The organism is Serratia sp. M24T3 (assembly GCF_000257645.1).
GTDB lineage: Bacteria > Pseudomonadota > Gammaproteobacteria > Enterobacterales > Enterobacteriaceae > Rouxiella.
On the sequence record NZ_AJHJ01000007.1, the window covers coordinates 198017 to 213740 of the forward strand.

General features: G+C 51.0%; 16 protein-coding genes. 5 read left to right on the top strand and 11 right to left on the bottom strand.

What is annotated here, in order from left to right; translation table 11 throughout:
• Positions 1 to 5 precede the first annotated feature (5 nt).
• On the top strand, positions 6 to 836 hold the full coding sequence (gene csgG / locus SPM24T3_RS08695; RefSeq protein WP_009636368.1) for a curli production assembly/transport protein CsgG: 831 nt from the start codon (positions 6 to 8) through the stop codon (positions 834 to 836).
• 74 nt (positions 837 to 910) lie between these two features.
• Here csgG and SPM24T3_RS08700 read toward each other — a convergent pair whose 3' ends face one another.
• The 9 genes from SPM24T3_RS08700 to SPM24T3_RS08740 all read right to left on the bottom strand — a co-directional run bounded on the left by SPM24T3_RS08700 (position 911) and on the right by SPM24T3_RS08740 (position 10196).
• Complete coding sequence (locus SPM24T3_RS08700) at positions 911 to 1708, bottom strand: SDR family oxidoreductase (protein WP_009636369.1); 798 nt, start codon at positions 1706 to 1708, stop codon at positions 911 to 913.
• A 12-nt stretch (positions 1709 to 1720) separates the two neighbouring features.
• The gene (locus tag SPM24T3_RS08705; RefSeq protein ID WP_009636370.1) at positions 1721 to 3250 is read right to left on the bottom strand and encodes an FGGY family carbohydrate kinase; all 1530 of its coding nucleotides are present in this window, start codon (positions 3248 to 3250) and stop codon (positions 1721 to 1723) included.
• Positions 3243 to 4316, bottom strand: a complete 1074-nt coding sequence (locus tag SPM24T3_RS08710) for an ABC transporter permease (protein ID WP_009636371.1) — start codon at positions 4314 to 4316, stop codon at positions 3243 to 3245. The genes SPM24T3_RS08705 and SPM24T3_RS08710 overlap by 8 nt, the downstream gene beginning before the upstream one ends.
• A gap of 15 nt (positions 4317 to 4331) precedes the next feature.
• Positions 4332 to 5900, bottom strand: coding sequence for a sugar ABC transporter ATP-binding protein (locus SPM24T3_RS08715; RefSeq protein WP_009636372.1), 1569 nt, complete (start codon positions 5898 to 5900; stop codon positions 4332 to 4334).
• A 9-nt stretch (positions 5901 to 5909) separates the two neighbouring features.
• A complete protein-coding gene (locus SPM24T3_RS08720; protein WP_009636373.1) occupies positions 5910 to 6533 on the bottom strand; it encodes a DUF2291 family protein in 624 nt (207 codons plus the stop codon).
• A gap of 74 nt (positions 6534 to 6607) precedes the next feature.
• Positions 6608 to 7540 (bottom strand): D-ribose ABC transporter substrate-binding protein, encoded by a 933-nt coding sequence (locus SPM24T3_RS08725; protein WP_009636374.1) that lies wholly within the window; start codon positions 7538 to 7540, stop codon positions 6608 to 6610.
• Positions 7541 to 7637: 97 nt separating this feature from the next.
• Positions 7638 to 8438, bottom strand: coding sequence for a GolD/DthD family dehydrogenase (locus tag SPM24T3_RS08730; RefSeq protein WP_009636375.1), 801 nt, complete (start codon positions 8436 to 8438; stop codon positions 7638 to 7640).
• The gene (locus SPM24T3_RS08735) at positions 8428 to 9372 is read right to left on the bottom strand and encodes a transketolase family protein (RefSeq protein ID WP_009636376.1); all 945 of its coding nucleotides are present in this window, start codon (positions 9370 to 9372) and stop codon (positions 8428 to 8430) included. The genes SPM24T3_RS08730 and SPM24T3_RS08735 overlap by 11 nt, the downstream gene beginning before the upstream one ends.
• 2 nt (positions 9373 to 9374) lie before the next feature.
• Complete coding sequence (locus SPM24T3_RS08740; protein ID WP_009636377.1) at positions 9375 to 10196, bottom strand: transketolase; 822 nt, start codon at positions 10194 to 10196, stop codon at positions 9375 to 9377.
• 434 nt (positions 10197 to 10630) lie between these two features.
• Between SPM24T3_RS08740 and SPM24T3_RS08745 the strand changes: the two genes are divergently transcribed.
• Positions 10631 to 11422 carry a DeoR/GlpR family DNA-binding transcription regulator gene (locus tag SPM24T3_RS08745; RefSeq protein ID WP_037378025.1) on the top strand — a complete coding sequence of 264 codons (792 nt, stop codon included), beginning with the start codon at positions 10631 to 10633 and terminating at the stop codon, positions 11420 to 11422.
• A 45-nt stretch (positions 11423 to 11467) separates the two neighbouring features.
• Here SPM24T3_RS08745 and SPM24T3_RS08750 read toward each other — a convergent pair whose 3' ends face one another.
• Complete coding sequence (locus SPM24T3_RS08750; RefSeq protein WP_009636379.1) at positions 11468 to 11716, bottom strand: DUF1127 domain-containing protein; 249 nt, start codon at positions 11714 to 11716, stop codon at positions 11468 to 11470.
• 153 nt (positions 11717 to 11869) lie between these two features.
• On the opposite strand from SPM24T3_RS08750, the gene SPM24T3_RS08755 reads away from it, so the two are divergent.
• Positions 11870 to 13288, top strand: coding sequence for a PLP-dependent aminotransferase family protein (locus SPM24T3_RS08755; protein WP_009636380.1), 1419 nt, complete (start codon positions 11870 to 11872; stop codon positions 13286 to 13288).
• Positions 13289 to 13304: 16 nt separating this feature from the next.
• Here SPM24T3_RS08755 and SPM24T3_RS08760 read toward each other — a convergent pair whose 3' ends face one another.
• Complete coding sequence (locus SPM24T3_RS08760) at positions 13305 to 13775, bottom strand: helix-turn-helix domain-containing protein (protein WP_009636381.1); 471 nt, start codon at positions 13773 to 13775, stop codon at positions 13305 to 13307.
• Between the two features lie 129 nt (positions 13776 to 13904).
• Between SPM24T3_RS08760 and SPM24T3_RS08765 the strand changes: the two genes are divergently transcribed.
• On the top strand, positions 13905 to 14696 hold the full coding sequence (locus tag SPM24T3_RS08765) for an SDR family oxidoreductase (protein ID WP_009636382.1): 792 nt from the start codon (positions 13905 to 13907) through the stop codon (positions 14694 to 14696).
• 127 nt (positions 14697 to 14823) lie between these two features.
• Entirely contained in the window at positions 14824 to 15522 is a 699-nt protein-coding gene (locus SPM24T3_RS08770) for a fumarylacetoacetate hydrolase family protein (protein ID WP_009636383.1), read from the top strand.
• Positions 15523 to 15724 lie beyond the last annotated feature (202 nt).

The following is a 15724-nucleotide window of genomic DNA, read 5'->3' on the forward strand; positions in this document are numbered from 1 at the left end:
AGACTATGCGTACTTCACTTCTTTTAATTGCCGTTTTAATGCTCAGTGGTTGTTTAACCGCACCGCCAAAACAGGCGGCAAAACCGACTCTGCTCCCACGTGCCGAAAGTTATAAAGACTTAACACATCTGCCACCGGCCAAAGGGCGGATTTTTGTTTCGGTTTATAACATTCAGGATGAGACCGGCCAGTTTAAGCCTTATCCCGTCAGTAACTTCTCAACCGCGGTTCCGCAAAGCGCCACTGCCATGCTGGTAACCGCCCTTAAGGACTCGAAGTGGTTTATTCCACTGGAGCGTCAGGGACTGCAAAATCTGTTGAATGAGCGGAAGATTATTCGAGCCGCGCAGGAAAACGGCAGTGTCGCAGTTAATAATGCCCGGCCACTTTCTTCACTGGTGGCGGCAAATATCCTGATTGAAGGTTCAATTATCGGCTACGAAAGTAACGTGAAATCAGGCGGTGCCGGGGCCAGATATTTTGGTATTGGTGCCAGCACGCAATATGAACTCGATCAAATCGCGGTGAACCTGCGTGCGGTGGATATTAATACCGGCGAGGTGTTGTCATCGGTAAATACCAGTAAAACCATCTTGTCCTATGAATTCCAGGCAGGGGTATTCCGTTTTATCGATTATCAAAGACTGCTTGAGGGGGAAGTTGGCTACACCACTAATGAACCCGTGATGCTGTGCCTGATGTCCGCGATAGAAACCGGCGTCATTTATATGATTAACGACGGTATCGACAGAAATCTGTGGCAGCTGCAGAACCCTTCAGATATTAACTCACCAATACTAGAGCACTATAAAAATATGGAAGTTCCAATGTCTTGATCCCTGCTTGCCTCCAGACTTGTGTGCCGAGAAGTCTGGAGGCCTTGTTAATGACGCAACGTCATATATCGAAATCACGACATGATTAATCCGCCATCGATATTAATGGTTTGCCCGGTTAAATAACGCGCATCATCAGAGGCAAGAAACGCCACCAGGCCAGCAACATCATCAGGTTGCCCTGCGCGTTTAAGCGGAATTCCTTTAACCCATTCGGCCATCAGCTCACCTTTGCCATAACGCTTTTCATCGGTACTCAGTATTTCCCCCCATACCCGATCGTTATAATCCCACATTTCACTTTCAATAATGCCCGGACAGAAAGCATTGACCGTGATGTTATGAGGAGCCAGCTCCAGCGCCAGACTTTGCGTAATGCCGATAACGCCCATCTTGCTTGCCGCGTAGTGCGGGGTATAAATAAAGCCCTTACGACCCTGCCCCGATGAAGTATTAATCAGGCTACCCGACTTTTGTTTGACCATGATTTTTGCCGCCTCGCGACAACACAACCAAACGCCGGTGGTATTGACTGCCAATACCTTTTCAAAATCCGCTTTCGGCATACTGTCGAAACTATCGATAGTAATCACCCCGGCATTCTGAATTGACACATCTACCGAGCCGAATTTTTCCAGCGCCTGCTTATAAAGGCTCTGCACCTGAGTTTCATCCGTAATATCTATTTGCAACGGTAAAATCTCAGTGCCGTATTTATTGTGCAACGTTGCCGCCGTCTCAAATATGCGTTCTGCATTGGAAACCATCACCAGATTAGCCCCGTCACGAGCAAAACGCTCGGCAATACCGGCACCAATACCGCGACACGCGCCAGTGATCACCACCGTTTTACCACTGAAATTTCTATTCATTATCAGATCTCCCTAGTCAATCGTTTTCGATTGCGACAACGTGCTGGCAACGGCGGCTTTCCAGCCCAGCCATTGTTGTTGCAGCGCCAAGTGCCGCTCAGTGTCTGGTGAAAAAACATCATGCTGCGGCAGCAATGCCCACAGCTGACTATGGTCAAGATTATCGAGGGCCTTTCGTGCCAAAAGCCCTGCGCCAAGAGCAGAAAGCTCCGGCGTATTGCTGCGCAGCACCTTGCAGCCCAACAAGTCGGCCTGAAACTGCATCAGCCACGGATTGCGCGTCGGGCCGCCGTCAACCATTAACGAACTCAAATGAAAATCAGGATGCTGACGCATGGCGTCTATCACATCAGCAATCTGGTAGGCGATAGACTCCAACGCGGCGCGAATCAAATGCGCACGGTCAACGCCGCGACTCAATCCGCTAATCACACCGCGCGCCTTATCGTCCCACCATGGCGCACCGGCACCGGTGAGCGCAGGCACAAAATACACGCCCAACGTTGACTCCACGCTGGCGGGCAACTCAGTCAGCGCGCGGGCCAGCGTTTCGCCTTTACCATCGGTTAAGCCAGTAATTTGCGCCATCCACGCCACGGCGTCACCGGTATGCGGAATATTGCCCTCAAGCCCGTAAATCAGCCGTTGACCGTCATGCCAGGCCACTGTAGTCGCTAGCTGGACAATGCTGCTTTCTGGCTGCGGTATCGGAGCCATCACTGACGAACCGGTGCCGTAAGTGGCTTTCACCGCGCCGGCCTCACCCAGTCCGTGGCCATATAGGGCGGCATGGGAATCACCAATCATCGCCAGAATCGGCAAACCATCCGGCACTCCCGCCACGCCCTTTGTTTCGCCAAACCACCCACTCGACGGGCAAATTTCCGGCAATGCCTGACGCGGGATGCCAAACAGTCTGAGCATCTCGTCATCCCAATCGCCACTGTGCAGATTCAAAAGCTGAGTACGTGCCGCATTTGAGGTATCACAACGAAAAGCAGATCCGGCAGTGAGGTGCCAAAGCAGCCAGGCATCGACGGTGCCAAGACAGACCTCCCCCGCCGCCGCCCTTGCGAATCCATTGGGGATACTGTCGAGTAACCAGCGCATTTTCGATCCCGAAAACAGCGGTGCGATGGGTAAACCCGTAACGTCACGAATGATAGATTCCTGATGGTCGCGTCGCAGCTGTTCGCAAAAAGCCGCACTGCGTGAACATTGCCAGGTAATTGCTGGCCCAATAGGCTCGCCGTCTGCGCGGACCCATCCCATTGCAGTTTCGCGCTGATTACTTATCGCCAGCGCCGCGATTCGCCCAACCCCAACGTTTTCAATCACCTCACGCAGCACGGTTAAGGTGGCGTCAATCAATACTTCCCCACGCTGCTCTACCCAACCGGCCTGCGGCGTTTGCACCTGCAGTGGCCGCGAAGACTGGGCAATCACCCTTCCCTGCGCGTCAATTGCCACCGCCTTGGCGTTGCTGGTCCCTTCATCGAGGGCAATAATCAGGTCTTTGCCTGCTGATTGCGCCTCAGCCATGGCTCACCTCAGAGAGCGGTTGCGCCGCCTGCTGCTTTTTTTCGTGGCGACGCATCAGAGTGACTTTGCTTTGCAAACGTTGCTGGAACTGATCGATAACCACGGCGTTGACGATAACTAGCCCCTTGATTACCATTTGCCAGAACTCACTGACACCGAGCATCACTAATCCATCGGCGAGGAAGACAATCACAAAAGCACCAATGATCGAACCAAACACCCGTCCACGCCCGCCCGCCAAGGCTGTACCGCCGAGAACAGTTGCACCGATTGCGTCCATCTCGAACATATTGCCGGTCATTGGATGCGCAGTTTGCAGCTGCGAAGCCACTACCAGCCCCACCAGAGCGGCGCAAAAACCCGAGAAAGCGTAAACGAAAATTTTGACTTTCGAGATCGGTACACCGGCCAAACGCGCAGCAGACTCGTTACCGCCGATAGCATAGATATAGCGGCCCAGCGGAGTTTTCTTGGTGATATAAATACCCAGCAATACCACCAGCACCATCAACCAGATAGGATTATAAATACCTAAAAAGGTGCCTGACCCCAGCAACGCAAAACCGGTATTACCCAGCGCCTCAACGCCGTTAAGATTAGGGAAGGTTTTGCCGTCGGTGGTCAGCAGCGCTGCGCCACGGGCTACGTACATCATGCCCAGAGTACAGATAAACGGTGCTACGCCAAGCTTGGTAATCACCAACCCATTGATAGTGCCTATCAGCACCCCGGCAATGGCTACTACAATCATCACTTCGAAAACGTTCAGAAATAGCAGGTTGTCGCCCCACAGCGGAATACCGAATGAAAGCAGTGCGCCACCGATCATTCCGCAAATTCCCGCCACCGCGCCTACTGACAGGTCGATACCGCCGGTCAAGATTACCAGTGTCATTCCTACCGCCAGCAGGCCGGTAATGGCAACGTGTTGAGTCATAATCAGCAGATTAGAGGGAGTAATAAAGTTAGGCACCATTGCAGAGAAGAATGCGACCACAATCAACAGAGCGATAAAAGTTCTCGCTTTGAGTAAGTACATGTAAACAAGATATTTTTGACTTTGCATAGCCTATCCTCAACCTTAATCGTGGGGAGTCGATGCGCGGATCAGCTTTTCGCGATCCACATCGGCACGCCGCAGGTCGGCAGTAATTTTGCCGTCCGCCATGACAATCACCCGGTCCGCCAGCTGCATCACTTCATCGAGTTCCGATGAGGAAAACATCACGGCCAGGCCCTGCTGCGCCATCGCGCCAATCAAATGATAAACATCGGTTTTCGCTCCGACATCGATACCCCGTGTCGGCTCGTCAAGAAAGACCACCTGCGGGCTGGTCATCAGCGCTTTGGCAATCACCACCTTCTGCTGATTGCCACCGCTCATTGAGGTCACCGGCAAGTCTGCGTCGCTGACCTTGATCGACAGTTTGCCAATCATCTGTACAACAGCTTCATTTTCAGGAATCTCACGAATCGGCAGCAGGGTTTTCAGAAAGCTTTTGCTGCACAGGCGGGACAAGGTCATATTGATTTTTATTGAAAGAAGTTGAATCAGTCCCTCGGCCTGACGGTCTTCCGGCACGAGTGCCATACCGTGTTCGAGCCGATAGGCAAAAGGCTTGTGCTCCATGCGTTTGCCCTTGAGAACAATTTCGCCGGAGTCCTGTTTCATCAGGCCAATCAGCGTCTTAAACAGTTCAGTACGGCCAGCTCCCAGCAGTCCATAGACACCGACCACCTCGCCCTTATGCAGTGTCAGGCTGACGTCGTTAAGAGAATAACCCCCGTTCTGGTGCAGCATGGTCAGCCCATTGACCTGTAAAACTGCCTCCCCTTTTTCCGCGCACTGGTAGTCAAAATGTTTCTCTTTTTCGCCAACCATGCTCGAAATAATCCACGGGATACTCACTTTGCCGACCTCTTGCTCGGCCACAAACTTGCCGTCACGAAATACCGTGATGTGGTCACCGATCGCCATGAGTTCCTCTAGGCGGTGTGAAATATAGATGATGGTGACGCCGCGCCGTTTAAGCTGTTCGATCACATTAAACAACACTTTGACTTCGGACTGACTCAGCGCCGAGGTCGGTTCATCCATAATTAACACTCGGGTATCTTTCGAAAGTGCGCGGGCAATTTCCACCAACTGCTGATGACCAATCGCCAACTCGGCTAATGGCGTCAACGGATCGACATTCAGTTCCAGACGTTCCAGCAACGACTTCGCAAGCTGGTACTGATACTCAACGTTAATTCTCCCGCGCTGGAAAAATTCGTTGCCAATAAAAATGTTGTCCATCACCGACATATTAGGGAACAGGTTAAGCTCTTGAAAAATAATACTGATACCGTGTTTCTCGGCATCGTGGGTCGAACTCAGGGCTACTGGCTTGCCGTCAAGCAAGATCTCACCGCTGGAAGGGACTTCAACCCCGGCCAGCATTTTCATCATTGTTGATTTACCGGCCCCGTTTTCGCCGATAAGCACATTGACCTTGTTGCGATAAACGCGGTAATTAACATTATCGAGTGCGGTAACGCCCGGATAAACCCGTGATACGCCCAGAGTTTCGATAATCACCGGATCTCCCTGAAGCAGGGGATTGGCAAAAGGCTCCGGCTGTACGCCGCTGCTGCGTTGTTCAAACATGGCGACTCCTCACTTGTCAGCCGTAATACGCGCCGGCGTCAGCATAATTGGAGGCTGCGGCGTATCGAAGGCGCTGAATACGCCAACGACGGTAATCTTGTCGCCCACCTTAAAGCCTGGTTTTCCCAATGCCGCGATTGCCCGTTGATTTATTGCTTTACCAAAATCACCAAACATATTCTGGTCGTTAAAATCGGCATAACTTAGTCCCCGATAACTGTCACGCAGCTCAGTGCCACGGAAAGTTGGGCCGATTTGCACTTTAACTTCACCGACTTTCGGATCATCGCTTTTGACTACCACTTGACCATTGCGAGATTCGGTATTCACTTCACTAACGGTTCCACTGATGCTGGCGCTAAACACGCACGGATTTTCATCCTGACTGCGATAACCAAACTGCTGACAGGCACTGTCGAAGTCTTTGGCCTGATCGATCTGGTTAAGTAACCCGGCCAACGGTTTGGCAGAGCTGATAATCTGTGGGGCAATTTTCTGGTCAAACAGCATCGCCGCCTGCGCCATATGGGGATTCGGGGGATTCTTCAGTTCCGCCAGCTTTTTTTCTGAAACGATCCGGCAGCTGCAAAGCATTAACGACGCCATCACGATCCACATCAAGCGACTAGACATTACGCTTCTCCTCTAAGCCCCGGCGCGCGGGGCTTATTTGCTCATTAAGCGTCTGCGCATGCGCGCGTTGGCAATTATTTCTGGTAATTAAAGTTGTTAACTTTGTCAGCGTTGTCTTTCTTGATAAGAATGCCGCGGAACAGGATGCGCTCTTTACCGGTGTAGCTGCCTTTTAGAATATATTGGTCAAGAATTTCAACGCCCTGTGAAGCAATGGCCTGTGCCTGTAGCATCACGGTTGCGTATAGCGCACCGGATTTCACCGCGTCACGTTCATCATTGCTGCCGTCGATGCCCACCACCGTTACGTCAGTGCGATTTGCCGCTTTCAGTGCCGCAATAGCCCCCAGAGCCACCGGACCATTGCCATTGATCACGCCTTTGATATCCGGATGTGCCTGCAGGATGCTGTCCATAATGCGTTTACCGTCAATCAAAGTGCCTTTGGCATCTTGGCGAGCCACCATTTTCATATCAGGGTATTGATCGATAACGTTGTGGAAGGATTTCGAACGAGTAACACAGTTGTTGTCGGCGAGGTTACAGGTCATTTCGGCATAGTTGCCCTTTTCACCCATTTTCTCGACAAATTCGTTGGCCGCATCGGAACCGGCCTGGAAGTTGTTGTGTGAAATCTGCGCCAGTGCAATACCGTCTACCGGGATTTCACGGTTAATCAGCACCACCGGAACACCCGCGTCTTTGGCCTGTTTTACCGCCGCTACGCTGGCCTGTGAATCGGCGTTATCCAAAATAATGCCCTGAACTTTACGGCCAATAACCAGACTTATCAGTTCGCCCTGACGTTTAACATCTTCGCCGTGAGACAGTACCAGCGTTTTATAACCCATTGACTCGGCCTTGGCCTGAGCCCCTTTCGCTTCGGCGGCGTAATAAGGGTTATCCAGCGAGTTAACCAAAATGGCCAATGTGCCTTTTTCAACCGCAAAGGCCGACGGGACCACAAGCGTAGCAAGAACAGTGAACAGGGCAAGATGTCTTTTCATGGTGATGTTCTCTCAATGTTATTGTTTTTTATGAGCTTTGGCGTTTTATTTTGTAGGGTTAACGCCGTTCTTTTCTGCTATTGATGCCTGCCGCCGCTTACCAGATGGTAAAACCGCCATCAATCATCAAGTCCGCGCCGGTAATCATGTCGCTGCCGTTGCTTGCAAAGAACAGGACAGCAGCGGCAATTTCGTCGGTATAGGCAAAACGTCCAAGGGGGATGAGTTTTTTCATCTCTTCGCCTTTTTCGCCGCGCCAGGCTTTCTCGCCCATTGGGGTCAACACTACGGTGGGTGAAAGCGTATTCACGTTAATGCGGTGCGGTGCCCACTCTTTGGCCATCACTTTGGTCATCCCCAGCAAACCGGCTTTCGCCGAGGTGTAAGCCAAGTGATTATCGATAGCGATAGAAGCGGCTTGTGAAGCGATATTGATGATCTTACCGCCTTTGGCACGGGCAATCATGCTGCGCGCCGCTGCCTGTGAGCAGAGAAACGGTCCGGTCAGATTGACCGCCAGATTCTTCTGCCACTGTTCGAAAGAAGTCTCTACCGCTGGCTCAAGATGCACGTAACCGGCGCAGTTGACTAAAATATCAATCTGCCCGCACTGGCTTTCAACTTGCTGGAATACTTCGCGGACCTGAGCGGGATCGGTTACGTCGCACTCGAAATAGCTGACTTTTTCGGTGCCAAGTTCTTCAACTACCGTTTCTTTCACCGCACTTTCGAATGCCGGGTACAGCAGCGCCAAATGCGCACCTTTCTCAAGCATCATGCGATTACTGGCCATCGCAATACCGCCAAGTCCGCCAGTAACCACTACCACTTTGCCCGTCAGCGACAGGCTGGTATCAACGCCGTAGCGTAAATTCACATCGTATTGATTAGTGCTCATTCGCAGCCTCCCGTGCGGCGGCGATCGTCGGCCCCTTGAGTGCGGTGACTAGCCCTGCGGTATCGATCGAAAATTGGCGACGTAGCGCGGCGCGGCTGCTGCTATGGGTAAATTCGTAGGCCGGAATGCCAAAGGCCTGCAGCGGCTGAGTCAAACGGTATTTCAGGATTAACTCACCAATAATGGTCCCAAGGCCACCGCTGAGTGCGTGTTCTTCCATAGTGATCACTTTTTTATGCGATTTAATCAGCTCAACCACCGCCAGCTCGTCCAGCGGCCACAGCGAAGGCAGGGAAACTACCGTCGGATTACAGCCATGATCCCTTGCGGCAAGGGCTTCGTGAGCCAAAGTGCCGAGGGTAAATACCACCACATCATTGCCTTGCGCCAGCACATCAGGCTCGCCGGGAATAAAGTGATAGTCATCGTGAAGCACCGGCAGCTTGTCGCTGTCCATGCGGATATAAACCGGCCCTTTATGCTGAATCGCGTGTCTGATAATTGCCTGTGCCTGGCTGGCATCGGCGGGTGCGAATACCTGTAAATTACCCAGCGTGCGGGCGATGGCGATATCATTGGTACAGTGATGCGTTGCCCCTAACGGCCCATAGGCAAAACCGGCATTCAGGCCGAGCATTTTCACATTGGTTTCGGAGTAACAGACATCGTTTTTCATTTGCTCGTTTGAACGGGCAAAAAGGAAAGGAGCCGCATTGGCGGTAAAGACTACTTGCCCACTGAGGGCTACTCCGGCAGCCATACCGACCATATTTTGCTCGGCAATCCCGACATTGATAACTCGTTCGGGGTAAGCTTTTTCAAAAGGTCCGATTTTCGAAGTGGAAGTCGAATCGGCAACCATCACCGAGATGTTTCCCCCCTGTTCCTGCTGTTCTATCAGCGTTGAGACCACGGCATCGCGTAAGTCTTGCATAATCACTCCTCCAGCTCTGCCAGCCCTTGGGCCAACTGTTGATCGTTTGGCACCGCGTGATGCCAGGACGGAACGTTAGCCATAAATGAAATCCCATGCCCTTTTTCGGTGTTGGCGAGGATCACTCGAGGTTTGCCCTGTGTAGGCTGAGTAACAGCCGCGTGAATTGACTCGGGGTCATGGCCGTCGCACTCCAGCACTTCGAAACCGAAAGCGCGCCATTTGTCGGCCAACGGCTCCAGCGGCATGATGTCTTCGGTTTTGCCGGCTAATTGCAGGCGATTTCGGTCCACAATTGCGACCAGATTATCGAGTTTAAATTTGCTGGCCGACATCGCCGCCTCCCAGTTGGAGCCTTCTGCCAGCTCGCCGTCACCGAGTAAAACGAAAGCTCGGCGATGGGCGCGACCACTGATTTTATTACCCAGCGCCAAGCCGACGGCAATGGGTAAACCGTGGCCCAGTCCGCCAGAGTTTATTTCAATCAGATCCGGTAATTTTTGATGTACAGGATGACCGGCCAACAGTGTGTCATCCCCCATAAACTGGTCGAGCACCGCGGGATCAAGCAGGCCCATGGCGGCCGCACTGCAATACAACCCGCCTGCGCCGTGACCTTTGGAGAGAATAAAACGGTCCTGATCAGGACGCGCCTGACCCCGGTCCATCACTGACATGTAGAGGGTGCAGATAATATCGACTTCAGAAAGATCGGCCCCGGTGTGGCCCTTACCCGCGTGGTGATTCATTTGCAAAACGTATCGGCGCGCCTGTCTGGCGACGTTTTTTATTTCCTGAAACGTTTTCGATTCCTGAGCGTCCATCTTTACCTCGTCTTGATCTTGCCGTTCATTCTCACCTGCCCCCATGAACAGTGTCGCTAACGGCGCAACTCATTTTCGAATAAAACTATATATTATCGTTTTTAGCTAAAATGAGTGTTAGATCAAATTTCATACAAAAAACAATAACGCAAAATAAATCATATTTATCAATTAAATATAAAAAAACATTTCCACAACAAAGCTTTCAAGCTGATGTAATTGTTACTTTTGCCACAAAAATGGTCAAAATGACTTTCATATGAAAATGTAAAATTAAAAAGTTCCTATCTCGCTTTACACCGCAGGCAGGGTTAGAATTTTTATTAAGTCTCGAGCTGTGCCGCAAAACGCCAGCCAGAATGAGTTAAAAATATGAGTTTTAATGCCTTTTGGTGTTTAAGATGTTGGCATTTGACGGTAAAGGAGTATTTCAATTGAAAAGTAAAAACGAACAATTGGCCGACATGCAGCATCGTCGCAATAAAATACTGGAAATGATCAGGGAAGATGGCACCGTCACAGTGAAAATGCTCACCGATGCTTTTGAACTTACAGAAGCCACCATCCGTACCGATTTGCGTATGTTGCAAAAACAGGGGCATGTGCAACGTTTCCACGGCGGAGCAACCCTGATGGACGGCAAGCAGAATACCCACGCCATGCTGCTTGAAAGGCAGACCCAGCTCAGGGAAAAAGAGGCGATTGGCCGTTTGGCCGCGAGTTTTATTGAGGCTGGCGATACCCTGATATTAGATTCAGGCACCACCACTACGGCGATAGCCAATCATCTCGGGCATATCAAAAAGCTGTCAGTGATTACCACGGCGGTGAATATTGCCTTGCAGCTTGGCGGTGAGCCAGGGGTGAATATTCTTCTTACCGGAGGGACCTTTAAATTCCCGACCCTGTCAACGTCGGGTGAAAAGGCCGCCAGCTTTTTTGAGAACGTGTTGGCCGAAAAACTGTTCCTGGCTACTGCCTGTATCTCGCCGCGTGCCGGGCTGAGTTTCCCCAGCGAAACAGATATCAAAGTTAAAAGCGCGATGATTCAGTCTGCCAACGTGGTGTACGTAGTGGCCGACTCCAGCAAAATAGACAAGGTTTCGATGTTTGCCCTACCGTGCGAATGGTCGAAAATCCATTATCTGATTACCGATAGCGGAATAAGCGCAGATGCCCGGTCAGCTTTCGAAGCATTAGGGGTAAAAGTGCTGATAGCGGAGTAGTTTTACCCCGCCACACTCTGCGCCAAACCTGCTCCATTTAGCTGGCTATTTCGGCCAATTTGGCCACACTTTGCGACTGTCATCGCGATGACCATACAGTTTGTCAATGTCGCGGCAGCTCAGCCCAATATCTTTTAGCTGGCTGCTGCTAAGCCCGCGCAGGATTTTTACCGTCTGACGCTGCTCTCTCCACCCGCCAAAAGTGTTAACAAGCCTCGCCCACAAGCTGTACTTGACCGTTTCGACCGCTGTTACCTTTCTGATAAATTGATCGCTTTCACTGATTCTTTTCATTGTTATGTCTCCTGTTGACCTCAGACACAGGATCTCTCAATCACAAATTTCGATACAGATTCAGTAATCAAATATTTTAACCATACAGATATCGCAATATGTACAGATTTAGGTGTAGATTAGGTCTATCTGTACCGCAATCAGGTGAGCAACATGAATCGTTACGAGCATTTAGCCAATGTTTTAGGGGATCGAATTGAACAGGGCCTTTATCCCGCCGGGCATCGATTACCCTCGGTGAGGATTTTAAGCGATGAACATGGGGTTAGCGTAAGCACCGTGCAGCAGGCTTATCGAATGCTGGAAGACCGTTTACTGGTTGAAGCCCGCCCCAAGTCGGGCTATTTCGTTTCGATAACCAAACGAAAAGCAGAGCTTCCCGTTGCCTGCCGCACGCCGCAGCGGCCGGTGGATATCTCGCAGTGGGACCAGGTGCTGGCGCAGATTAGCAGCCGCACAGTGCCGGGCATGATTGCGCTGGGCGGCGGAACGCCCGATGTTGCCCTTCCGAGCCTGAAACCGTTAAGCCGCGCGCTGGCCCGAGTCGCCCAGCGCAGCGACAACAGTGCACTGTTTTACGACACCATCGAAGGTTCTGTCGAGCTGCGCAGTCAGATAGCGCGCTTGATGATCGACAGTGGCAGTCACATTGATGCACAAAATCTGTTAATCACCACCGGCTGTCACGAGGCATTATCGATTGCCATTCGATCGGTATGCGAAGTCGGCGATATCGTAGCGGTGGATTCGCCGAGCTTTCACGGCGCGATGCAAACTTTGAAAGGCTTTGGAATGAAAGCGCTGGAAATTCCTACTGATCCTGTTACCGGTATCAGCATCGAAGCGCTGGAGATGGCACTCGAACAGTGGCCAATCAAGGCGATTCAGCTAACGCCAACCTGCAATAATCCGTTGGGATACAACATGCCCGACGATCGTAAAAAAGCCCTTCTGCGGCTGGCGCAATGTTATGACATCGCCATTATCGAAGATGATGTCTACGGGGATTTGGCTTATCAATATCCGCGCCCCGCCACGATTTACTCTTTCGATGACGATGGCCGCGTATTGTTGTGCAGTTCGTTTTCGAAAACGTTAGCGCCGGGGTTGCGCATTGGCTGGATTGCGCCGGGTCGTTATCGCGATATTGCCATTCATATGAAATATATCGGCACTGGAGCCACCGCGACTCAGCCGCAGCTGGCGATTGCCGACTTTATTAAGCAGGGGCATTATCAATCGCATTTGCGCCGCGTTCGTCCTATTTATCAGCAAAAACTTTGTCTGATTAATGACTGGGTAATGAAATATTTTCCGCAGGGCGTTCGGGTCAGTCGGCCACAGGGTGGGTTTTTGCTGTGGGTAGAGCTTGATGAAAAGATTGATACCTTGCGTTTAAATCGCCTGCTGGAGCCGGAAAAAATCCAGATATCCGTCGGGTCTATTTTTTCCGCTTCGGGGAAATATCGTAACTGCCTGAGGATAAACTTTGCCAATCTCGACGAAGCCTGTCATCAACCGGCGATAAAACGCGTGGGTGAAATGGTGCATGAAATGATGAAAAGTTTATGATTGAACTGCCTGCTCGTTAGTTTATTTTTAATTCATCTTTAGCCAAATGACCCGGTATCACCTGAATATCATCGGCGGCCAACTCGCGGCCGTCCTGTGCACGAAGCTTCATAGCCGCTAGCGGCTGCCGTGTGAGTCTGTCCACCGCGTAGCTGCAAGTTTCATTTTCATTAAACATATACTGATGACCCCACTGCCCCAGCGCGATGAGAATCGGGTACAGATCCTTGCCCTTTGGCGTTAGCACGTATTCCTGATATGCCGAGCCGTCAGAGGCTGGACGAATATCCAGAACGCCCTCGGCGACCAGCGTTTTCAGCCGCGAACTAAGAATGTTTTTCGCTACCCCGAGGCTGCGTTGAAACTCGCTAAAACGTTTAATGCCTCCCAGCGCGTCGCGCACGATAAGCAACGTCCACCAGTCACCAATCAAATCTAAGGTACGCGCCACCGGGCAAATGCTGTCATTGAGACTGGTGCGTTTCATTTATCACTCCGTGCGGTGAAATTTAATCTGGTTGCATTATAAAACCCTTGGTGCTAAAAATCATCCAGTTTAATAATGAAACCACTTAGCTTTGAAAGCTATCGATAACCTAAAATAAAGGACACAACCATGAGCCAATCAACATCATCCAAACCGTTAGCCCTGATTACTGGTGCCTCTACTGGCATTGGTGCCACCTATGCCGACAGACTGGCAAAACGTGGTTATGACCTGATTCTGGTGGCTCGCGACGGCGTAAAATTAGAGCAATTAGCCGCTAAACTCAGTAGCGAAAATAGGGTTAAAGCCCGCGCATTCACGGCTGACCTGACCAACGCCACCAGCCTTGCGAGTCTCGAGCAACTGATTCTTGATACGCCACAGATTTCCCTGCTGGTAAATAACGCCGGTACTATTTTACCCGGCGGCTTTAAAAACTCTGCTGTCGACGCCATCGACGGGCTGATTCGCCTTAACGTTACCTCGCTGGCCCGTCTTTCCCGCGTTGCGCTGGATGGCCTAAAAACTCATGCCAACGGTGCGATTATCAATATTGCCTCGGTATTGGCTTTGGCCCCTGAAATTAGCGATCCGGTTTATACCGCCAGCAAGGCTTTCGTATTGACTTTCACTCAGTCATTACAGATTGAGCTGGCTGACAGCGGCGTGTATTTCCAGGTAGTTTTACCGGCGGCAACGCGCACCGATATCTGGGCCAAAGGCGGCAAAAAAATCGAAGATATTCCGGGCGTGATGGAGGTTGAAGAATTGGTTGATGCAGCGCTGGTCGGTTTCGATAACAAAGAAACGGTGACCATCCCTCCGCTACAGGACGAAAATAAATGGCTGGCACTCGATAATGCCCGCAAAGCGCTAACGCCGGAGTTTTTGCAAAGCCATGCCGCGCCGCGTTATCGCTAACAGCTTGATTATAGAGTGAATGCGGCTGCCGCGTTGCAAGTCACTGCGACAGTGGTTACATTGGATAAACGTATCAAGCCAGTTTTTTTAACATCCGTTTTGAAACTAACAAATGGCAGAGTGAAAAATGACTGAATTCGTTATTCCTGCACCGGAGGCCGCTTCTCTGGCAATCGATGGGCAAACCGCCCGTTTCCCGCTGCGCCGCGTTTATTGCGTTGGCCGTAATTATTCAGAACACGCCCGTGAAATGGGCCATGATCCAGACCGCGAGCCACCGTTTTTCTTTGGAAAACCCGCCGATGCGGTGGTGCCCGCGCAAGGGGAAATTCCTTACCCGCCGCTAACCGCCGATCTGCATCATGAAGTTGAACTGGTGGTGGCCATCAGCAAGGGCGGTAAAAATATTCCAGCCGAGACAGCGCTGGAACATATTTGGGGTTACACCGTGGGCGTAGATTTAACCCGCCGAGATTTACAGGCCACCGCTAAAAAAATGGGGCGTCCGTGGGATTTTGCCAAAGGTTTTGATGCTTCCGCGCCGACTTTACCTTTAATACCGGTGAGCAAAGTGGGTCATCCGGCAACAGGAAAAATCTGGCTGGATATTAATGGTGTAAGCCGTCAGGTGGGGGATTTAAGCGATCAGATTTGGCAAGTTGCTGACGTTATCAGCTATTTGTCGCAGGCTGTTGAATTAAAACCGGGAGACGTGATTTACACCGGTACGCCATCGGGAGTGGGTGCCATTCAGCCGGGTGATACTGTCAGTGGCGGCATTGAAGGTATTGGCAAGTTCAGCTTTACCCTAAGCGCCAAACCTTAGGCTATTTATTACTGCAAATAGTCAGCACATTTTTAAGCCGGCATGATATGCATTGATGCAGATGATGCCGGCTTGTTTATAATAGGCGGCTGTTTGATATTGAAGTGAATGGAAGTAAGGTTGTATATGGGTTAAAACAGAACATTACCGCAAATTGAATAACTACCTAGCACGTAGTTACTTCGGTTTGCGGTAATTTTTT

Excerpts from the sequence above, each read along its gene's own strand:
- csgG (WP_009636368.1), top strand. The coding sequence starts at position 6 with ATGCGTACTTCACTTCTTTTAATTGCCGTTTTAATGCTCAGTGGTTGT.
- SPM24T3_RS08700 (WP_009636369.1), bottom strand. The coding sequence starts at position 1,708 with ATGAATAGAAATTTCAGTGGTAAAACGGTGGTGATCACTGGCGCGTGT.
- SPM24T3_RS08705 (WP_009636370.1), bottom strand. The coding sequence starts at position 3,250 with ATGGCTGAGGCGCAATCAGCAGGCAAAGACCTGATTATTGCCCTCGAT.
- SPM24T3_RS08710 (WP_009636371.1), bottom strand. The coding sequence starts at position 4,316 with ATGCAAAGTCAAAAATATCTTGTTTACATGTACTTACTCAAAGCGAGA.
- SPM24T3_RS08715 (WP_009636372.1), bottom strand. The coding sequence starts at position 5,900 with ATGTTTGAACAACGCAGCAGCGGCGTACAGCCGGAGCCTTTTGCCAAT.
- SPM24T3_RS08720 (WP_009636373.1), bottom strand. The coding sequence starts at position 6,533 with ATGTCTAGTCGCTTGATGTGGATCGTGATGGCGTCGTTAATGCTTTGC.
- SPM24T3_RS08725 (WP_009636374.1), bottom strand. The coding sequence starts at position 7,540 with ATGAAAAGACATCTTGCCCTGTTCACTGTTCTTGCTACGCTTGTGGTC.
- SPM24T3_RS08730 (WP_009636375.1), bottom strand. The coding sequence starts at position 8,438 with ATGAGCACTAATCAATACGATGTGAATTTACGCTACGGCGTTGATACC.
- SPM24T3_RS08735 (WP_009636376.1), bottom strand. The coding sequence starts at position 9,372 with ATGCAAGACTTACGCGATGCCGTGGTCTCAACGCTGATAGAACAGCAG.
- SPM24T3_RS08740 (WP_009636377.1), bottom strand. The coding sequence starts at position 10,196 with ATGGACGCTCAGGAATCGAAAACGTTTCAGGAAATAAAAAACGTCGCC.
- SPM24T3_RS08750 (WP_009636379.1), bottom strand. The coding sequence starts at position 11,716 with ATGAAAAGAATCAGTGAAAGCGATCAATTTATCAGAAAGGTAACAGCG.
- SPM24T3_RS08755 (WP_009636380.1), top strand. The coding sequence starts at position 11,870 with ATGAATCGTTACGAGCATTTAGCCAATGTTTTAGGGGATCGAATTGAA.
- SPM24T3_RS08760 (WP_009636381.1), bottom strand. The coding sequence starts at position 13,775 with ATGAAACGCACCAGTCTCAATGACAGCATTTGCCCGGTGGCGCGTACC.
- SPM24T3_RS08765 (WP_009636382.1), top strand. The coding sequence starts at position 13,905 with ATGAGCCAATCAACATCATCCAAACCGTTAGCCCTGATTACTGGTGCC.
- SPM24T3_RS08770 (WP_009636383.1), top strand. The coding sequence starts at position 14,824 with ATGACTGAATTCGTTATTCCTGCACCGGAGGCCGCTTCTCTGGCAATC.